Annotated in this window: 6 protein-coding genes; 2 read left to right on the top strand and 4 right to left on the bottom strand. The window is 63.7% G+C overall.

Features of this window, described 5'->3' with window-relative positions; genetic code table 11:
- Positions 1-346 (bottom strand): Tex-like N-terminal domain-containing protein (locus tag ABIV12_RS13000; protein ID WP_348059947.1); only part of this gene is annotated, 346 nt, incomplete at its 3' end.
- Positions 347-667: 321 nt separating this feature from the next.
- Between ABIV12_RS13000 and ABIV12_RS12995 the strand changes: the two genes are divergently transcribed.
- Complete coding sequence (locus ABIV12_RS12995) at positions 668-1,930, top strand: MFS transporter (RefSeq protein WP_348059945.1); 1,263 nt, start codon at positions 668-670, stop codon at positions 1,928-1,930.
- 14 nt (positions 1,931-1,944) lie between these two features.
- On the opposite strand, the gene ABIV12_RS12990 is transcribed toward ABIV12_RS12995, so the two are convergent.
- Entirely contained in the window at positions 1,945-4,284 is a 2,340-nt protein-coding gene (locus ABIV12_RS12990) for a TonB-dependent receptor (protein WP_348059943.1), read from the bottom strand.
- A gap of 140 nt (positions 4,285-4,424) precedes the next feature.
- Here ABIV12_RS12990 and ABIV12_RS12985 point away from each other — a divergent pair, with 140 nt between their 5' ends.
- The gene (locus ABIV12_RS12985; RefSeq protein ID WP_348059941.1) at positions 4,425-5,807 is read left to right on the top strand and encodes a histidine kinase; all 1,383 of its coding nucleotides are present in this window, start codon (positions 4,425-4,427) and stop codon (positions 5,805-5,807) included.
- A gap of 5 nt (positions 5,808-5,812) precedes the next feature.
- Here the strand turns inward: ABIV12_RS12985 and ABIV12_RS12980 are convergent, their stop codons facing one another.
- Positions 5,813-6,478: a response regulator transcription factor gene (locus ABIV12_RS12980; RefSeq protein ID WP_348059939.1), complete on the bottom strand. Its 666-nt coding sequence runs from the start codon at positions 6,476-6,478 to the stop codon at positions 5,813-5,815.
- A 61-nt stretch (positions 6,479-6,539) separates the two neighbouring features.
- Entirely contained in the window at positions 6,540-7,115 is a 576-nt protein-coding gene (gfa, locus tag ABIV12_RS12975; protein ID WP_348059937.1) for an S-(hydroxymethyl)glutathione synthase, read from the bottom strand.
- Positions 7,116-7,256: the final 141 nt, after the last annotated feature.

Raw genomic sequence — 7,256 nt, 5'->3', positions numbered from 1 at the left:
CGATCTGCGCCTTGGTTCGGCGCTTCGGCTTGTAGGGCAGATACAGATCCTCCAGACGCGCCTTGGTGTCGGCGGCGAGGATCTGCGCCTTCAGCGTGTCGTCGAGCTTGCCCTGTTCGGCGATGCTCTCGAGGATTGCGCTGCGGCGGTCTTCAAGCTCACGCAGATAGCCAAGCCGTTCCTCCAGCAGCCGCAGCTGGATGTCGTCAAGACCGCCGGTGACTTCCTTGCGGTAGCGCGCAATGAACGGCACGGTCGCGCCGCCGTCCAAGAGTTCCACCGCCGCTTTCACTTGCGATGGCTGTGCGGCGATATCTGCGGCGATGCGTTGTTCGATGCTCAGCATGCGGTCGATCGATTCCTTCACGCCGGCGGATCGCCGGGGCGCGGATGGTAGCAAGAAGCGCTTCTTTGCCGTGGGTTTGTCGAAGAGCGAACGATTGAAACGCGAAGGACACCCGGAACACGAAGAGAGGACGATTTCGATTGAGCGATCTGCCGGTGCGCCGGGATTGCAGAAATTGGCCCCCAGCCTTCTGCGATGCTTGATCCGACTCGCCTTCGTGTTCTTCGTGCTTCAATCGTTACGCTCCTCCTTCGACGACCGCATGGCGCGCATCCGATCGGAGCAGGTACGCTTCGCAATCGTTTCTTCCGCTCCATTCGAATGTCCGATCGCGAGTCGACCAGTCCCTCCGGCGCATTGCGCCACCAGCGTGCATTCGCGCAGTTCTGGATTGCGCGCATCGCGTCCGGATTCGGCTTCCAGATGCTGTCGGTCGCGGTGGGTTGGCAGATTTATTCAATGACCCATCGTGCGCTCGATCTTGGTTTGATCGGCCTTGCGCAATTCGTGCCGTCGCTGCTGTTTGCATTGCCGGCGGGCCACGTTGCCGACCAGTTCGAGCGCCGACGCGTGGTCGTGCTGTGCCAGGTGGCGGAGTGCATTGCGATTGCACTGCTGACGATTGGCAGCGTGCTGCATCTGCTCGACGAGACGCTGATTCTCGCACTCGTGTTCATCATCGGTGCCGCGAAAGCGTTCGAGTTTCCACCGATGCAGGCGATGGTGCCCGGCCTCGTTCCGGAACGGCTGCTGCCGCAGGCAATGGCGGCGAGTGCATCGGCGTCGCAAATTGCGATGATTGCAGGCCCTGCCGTCGGCGGATTGTTGTACGTGCTCGGTCCAGGCGTCGTCTACGGCACGTCGGCGGTGCTCTATCTCGCGGCCATCGCAGCGATGTCGATGTTGCGCTACGACCACGTGCCGCCGAGGCGCGAGCCGGCAACGCTGCGCACCGTGTTTGCCGGCGTGATATTCATCCGCGCGCGGCCCGTGGTCCTCGGCGTGATTTCACTGGATCTTTTCGCGGTGCTGCTCGGTGGCGCGACCGCGCTGTTGCCGATTTTTGCGCAGGACATCCTGCACACCGGTCCATGGGGGCTCGGTCTGCTGCGTGCAGCGCCGGCGGTCGGTGCGCTGGCGATGTCGGTGTGGCTGGCGCGGAATGCGCTGCGCCAGCACGTCGGGCGGATCATGTTCGCGTCGGTTGCCGGGTTCGGCATCGCCACACTGGTATTCGCGCTGTCGACCACGTTGTGGCTGTCGATGACCGCGCTGTTCGCCCTCGGCGCATTCGACATGGTGAGCATGGTGATTCGGGGCGCGTTGGTGCAGCTGGAGACGCCCGACGACATGCGCGGGCGCGTCAGTGCGGTCAACGCGATCTTCATCAACACGTCGAACCAGCTGGGCGAGTTCGAATCGGGTCTGCTCGCCGCGTGGCTCGGTGCGGTGCCGGCCACGCTGATCGGCGGGATCGGCACCTTGCTGGCCGTCGGAATCTGGGCGGCGTTGTTCCCGTCGATCCGGCGCCGGCGCGGCTTGCGTCCGGACGTCAGCGAAGCGATCGCCTCCGACCCGCGCTGATCACCCGCCCGTCGTTACAGCGCGACCTTCACACCGATCCACGCACCGCGCGGCTGGCCGGGTCCGAAGAAACGCGGATCGCTGAAATCGGGAAAGACTTCACTGGCATTCCCGAGCGTGCCGAACGTGACATAGCGTTTGTCGAACACGTTGTCGACGCGTCCGAAGACGCTCACGTGCGAGTTGAAGGTGTAGTTTGCGCGGAGGTTCAACAGCGAATAGCCCGCGGTTTCGCCGAGCAGGTTGGCTTCGTCGCTGCGCAGGTACTGTCCCGAGTTGGCGACGACGTCGCCACCGACGTTGAGCGAAGGCGTCACCGCGAAGTCGGCGCCGAACTTCAGGCTGTTCTTCGGCAGGCTCGGAATGTGGTCGCCGCGCGACACGAAGATCAGTCCGTCTTCATCCGCGTCGGGATGATTGGCGCTGTTTTCCGCGAAGCTGGTGAGGTAAGTCGCATCGAGGTACGTGTAATTGGCGAACCAGCTCACACGCTTGTCGAACGCGCTGCCCGAGATGCTTGCTTCGAGACCCTGTCGACGTGTGTCGCCGACATTCGCGAAGAAGCCTTCGTTCGATTGCGAGCCGCCGGTCGACTGGAACAGGATGTCGTCGGTATTCGTCGTGCGGAACAGGCCAAGGTGCCAGTTCGTCGCCGACGCGCCGTCGCCGAGTTTGCCGCGAACTCCACCTTCCCAGCCCTTGGCGACGACCTGCTTCAGAGGCGGGTCGGACAGGAACTGGTTTGGCAGCTTGCACGGCGCGTTTTCATCCGAGCAGGTGAGTTCGACCGACGTCGGCGCGCGCGTTGACTCGCTGTAGCCACCGTAGAAATTGACCTGCGGACTCCACTGCCAGGTGAGGCCGGCGGCCGGATTGAAACGGGAAAAGCTGTGACGTCCATTGAGATCGGGATTGTCCCCGGTCAGATCTTCGATGGTCGTCCGCGTGTGATTGCTGCGGCCCGAGAGCGTGAGCGCCAGCTGGTCGGTCATCGACAGCGTGTCGGTCACGTAGAGGCCCGTGCTGCGCGTGCCGCTGCGAATCGCCAGCGCGTCTTCGGCAATGAAGATGCCCGAATTTGATGAGGTATGCAGGTCGTCTTGCAGAACTGCCGCCTCGACCACCGAATCGAAGTGCAGGCGTCCGTTCGTGTAGTCGAGGCCGACCACGAGCTGATTTGCGAGACCACCGATCGGCTGGTCGAACGCCAGCTGCAACGTGCCACCGTCGCTCTTCTGCCGCCGGTGGCTGATGTTGTTGATTGCATCGAATTGTGACGACACCGGCTGGCCATTCTGGTCGAGGATCGGTTCGCCATCGTCTCCGCAGAGAATATCGTCGTTGTCTTCGCACTCCTCGAAGTCGCTGCCGTCACCGTTGTACGAAAGCGTCTTGACCTCGCGATGGAACAGCGTGAACGAGAGCCTGGTCGCATCGTTGAAGTTGAAACTGCCCTGGCCACTGACCAGGTCCATCTTGTTCGAGGTTTCGTCCGGCGCGGTGAAGATGCTGCGCCAGTTCTGCGCCAGCTCCTCGACCGGCGCGGCACCGTTGCCGGTGAGATCCGTGTCGGCGTGTCCGAGATGCAGGTCGAACGTCGCGCCCTCGCCGCGCCACGACAGCGTGCCGTAGAAGTTCTTTGCGTTCGATGGCGACTGGTCGCGCCAGCCGTCCTCATCGAAGCGGTTGCCGAGCAGGTACCAGCCCCACTGGCCGCTGTTGCCGGCGGTCTCGACGTTCGTGTTGGTGCGGCCGAACGATCCGCCGTAAAACTCGAAATTCGTGCCCGGTTCGCTGAATCCGGTTTTGGTCTGGATCGAGATCGCGCCGCCGAGCGTGTTCAGTCCGAACACCGGATTCGCACCGGCGAGCAGGCTCATGCGCTCGATGGCACCTTCGGGGATCAGGTCCCAGTTGACCGTGTCGCCGAACACCTCGTTGACGCGAACACCGTCGAGATAGACTGACATCCCTTCGGACCCGCCCAGCAACGGAGTCGCGGTGAAACCGCGGAACTGCACATCCGGCTGCAACGGATTGTTCTGCGCTCCGTTGGTGCTCACGCCGGCGAGATGCCGGTTCATGAAATCGGTGAGATCGAGCGTCTGCGAACGCGACAGCGCATCGTCGTTGACCGACTGCACGTTGTAAGGAAGCTTCCCGGCGGCAATCTCGGTACCGGCCACTGGCGAAACGCCGACGACGTTGACCAGATCGAGCGTCGTCACGTCCTCGCCCTTGTCGGGCGGCGCGTCCGCTGCAATGGCCGGTGCAGCACCGAGCATCGAGATGGCCAGTGCCAGCGCGAGCGGCGACTGCCGCAGTGTCGTGAGGCGATGAAAGGACGGGTGCATCGATGTTCCCCTTGTGCTGGATCGCGGTCGCGTTGCATCGTCGGCTCGCCGAATGGCGCGCCGCATCCCGCCCACGTTAAGGATGCGGCGCAGCGACTGCCATAGGAGTTTTTCCCGAATTCAGTGGAGGCCGCCCGAGCATGTCGATGTCGCGATTCCTGATGGCGCGGATTGCCGCCGTGTCCCTTGCGATTCTCGTCGGCGCACTCGCTCTGGCGCTGTGGCGGGCGCAGTTCGACATCGAACGCGAGGAGGGTGGAGCCACCGAGGTCGCGCGTCTCTTCGACCGCCTCAATGCGCTCAAGGATGCACCACCGGCGGACATCGCCACCCATCTCGACGTGTTGCGAGCAATCAACCGGTCGCCGGCGCTGCGCCATCTTCAATTGCGGCTGCAGGACGCTGCCGGCACCGATCTGGTGGCGCCTTCGCCGCCTGAGCCGCTGACCGGCCTGCGCGGATTCTTCGCGCGACTTGCGCCGGGCGTGACGCGCTCGCAGCCGCAGGAAACAGGGTCCTGGGACATAGCGCGTGCCGACGGCACGACGCTACGCGCGACCCTGCAACTCAACCCGCTCAGCGAGCAGCAGGAATCGCTCGACAACATCATCGGCATGCTGGTCGTGTTGCTCGGGTATGCGCTGGCCATGCTGGTCGCGGTGTACTGGGCGGTCAATCGCGCGCTGGCACCCATGCGACCGATCCTCGACGCGATCGACCACTACGAACGCAATGATTTTTCGCACCGGCTGCCTTCACTGCAGCTGCGCGAAATGGACACGATCGGAGGCGCACTCAACCATCTTGCGTCGGCGTTGGGCGCAGCGCAGGACGCACGCCGGATGCTGAGCCTGAAGCTGCTGACATCGCAGGAAGAGGAACGCGCGCGCATTGCGCGGGAACTGCACGACGAGTTCGGCCAGACGCTGACCGCGATGCGCGCCGATGCTCTGTGGCTGACCCGGCAGACCGCGGGGGAGCCGGACACGCAGGCGGTGGCGCAGGAATTGACCGCGCACTGCGAACGGCTGCATGTTGGCATCCGCAACTTGCTCAGACGCCTGCGCCCGCGCGAGCTGCGCGATGGCAACGAGCGCATTTCGCTGCGGCGCCTGCTCGGCGATCTCGTGCAGAGTTGGCGCAACCGCCCCGGGCAGGACGTCGATTTCAGTTTCCGTTTCGCGATCGACGAGAGCCGCGTCTCCGACGAGCTGGCGCTCACCCTGTACCGGCTGACCCAGGAAGCGCTGACCAACGCGATGCGCCACGCACAGGCGACCCATATCAGCGTGGAACTCGTCGATGGGACCGACGCACGGATCGAGTGGCGCTTCACCGACGACGGAGTGGGGATCGACTCCTCCGAAAGCGCCGTGCAGCACGGCAATGGCCTTGCAGGCATGCGCGAGCGCGTGTGGGCGCATGCGGGTGAGCTCGATATTGCCAGGGCACGCGGCTCGGCCGAAAAGCCCGGCTTGCAACTCATCGCACATTTCGATGGGCGGATGACCGAGGAACGTTGAGTCGGCTATTGCCTGCGTGCCGGAGAGGCGGCGCGCAACAACCCGTGCCGCTCTGCGTAGCGATACATGTCGAGCGTGCTGGAGAGTCCCGTCTTTTGCCGAATTGTTGTCTGGTAATTGGCGACGGTCTTGATGCTGAGGCACGCACCCGCGGCGATCTGATCCACGTTTGCACCTTCCGCGAACAGCAGGAACATGTCGAATTCACGCGGCGACAATTGCCAGTGCGGAAATTCGTCGGCCTTGACCTCGTAGTCGCGCGCGTCGGCCACTTCGCCCGACAGAGGACATCCTCCGGCACGGATTTCGTGGATCGCGTCGATCAGCGATTCGGGCGCGCTGCTTTTGGTGATGTAACCGTTCGCGCCGAGGCGAAGCGCCTGTGCGGCCAGCGCAGGACTGTCATGCATCGTGAACACCAGCACGCGCAGTTCGGGCGCGCGATAGCGAAGGCGCTGCAACGTTGCGAGGCCGCCGCGTCCGGGCATCGACAGGTCGAGAATCAGGATGTCGGCACGATGGTTGCCGAGCCAGCGGTACGCGCTCTCGCCGTCGGCAAACTCGGCGACCACTTCGACGTCGTCGTCGAGTTCGAGCAGGCGCCGGTAACCGGTGCGGACGACCGCGTGGTCGTCGGCGATCGCGATCTTCAGCGAGGCAGGGGCATTCATCGAATCGGGTGGCCTCGCATCGGGTGTGAACCCTGATGACGAGGCCACACGGGTTCTTCGGTCAGGCCTTGAGGGCGCCCGACTGTTTGGCGGTGTTCGTCGCGATCGCATCCATCAGCGGCGGCGACAGGCAGTCATACGGCGCAAGGCCGAGTTCCGTCAGGCGCGCGCGTACCGCACCCATGTTGGCCGGATCCTGGCCTGCCTCGATGATCGAGGAGACGAACGCGGCGAAGGTCGGCTCGGACCAGCCGGTTTCCTTCGACAGTTCGGTATGCACGAAGTCGAGACCGTAGAACGGATGCTTGGTGTTCTCGATGCGGCTGTACATGTGCGCACCGCATTCCTTGCACGCGTGACGGATGAGCGCTTTGGTCGTGTCGACCGGCGCGAGCTTGTCGCCATTCTCGGTGACCGTGACCTTGTCCTTCGACACGACCGCAATTTGCGAGAAGGTCACGCCCTTCGGACGCCAGCACTGCGTGCAGCCGCAGACATGGTTGTGTGCGGTCTGCGCGCCGACGGTCACCTTGACCTGTTTTGTCGCGCACAAGCAGACCAACGTGCCGCCGGCAAACGAATCGCCAGCCCCTTTCTTGACGCCGCCATCGACGGCGGGATGAATTGCAACAGCCATGGTGCCTCCCGGTGTGGATCAGCGGCCGCTGGATGCGGCCATCTGGAAAACGTTCAAAACAACCTGCGCGAGCAGGATCCTCAAGCGACGCTTCAGTACTGGATCACCGAACGGATCACCTTGCCGTCGTGCATCAACTCG

Origin of the sequence: Dokdonella sp. (assembly GCF_039926425.1) — a bacterium.
Taxonomy (GTDB): domain Bacteria; phylum Pseudomonadota; class Gammaproteobacteria; order Xanthomonadales; family Rhodanobacteraceae; genus Dokdonella_A.
This window is presented reverse-complemented; position numbering and strand designations above follow the sequence as displayed.

Coding starts and splice junctions, on each gene's coding strand:
- ABIV12_RS12995 (WP_348059945.1), top strand. CDS start 668: ATGTCCGATCGCGAGTCGACCAGTCCCTCCGGCGCATTGCGCCACCAG.
- ABIV12_RS12990 (WP_348059943.1), bottom strand. CDS start 4,284: ATGCACCCGTCCTTTCATCGCCTCACGACACTGCGGCAGTCGCCGCTC.
- ABIV12_RS12985 (WP_348059941.1), top strand. CDS start 4,425: ATGTCGATGTCGCGATTCCTGATGGCGCGGATTGCCGCCGTGTCCCTT.
- ABIV12_RS12980 (WP_348059939.1), bottom strand. CDS start 6,478: ATGAATGCCCCTGCCTCGCTGAAGATCGCGATCGCCGACGACCACGCG.
- gfa (WP_348059937.1), bottom strand. CDS start 7,115: ATGGCTGTTGCAATTCATCCCGCCGTCGATGGCGGCGTCAAGAAAGGG.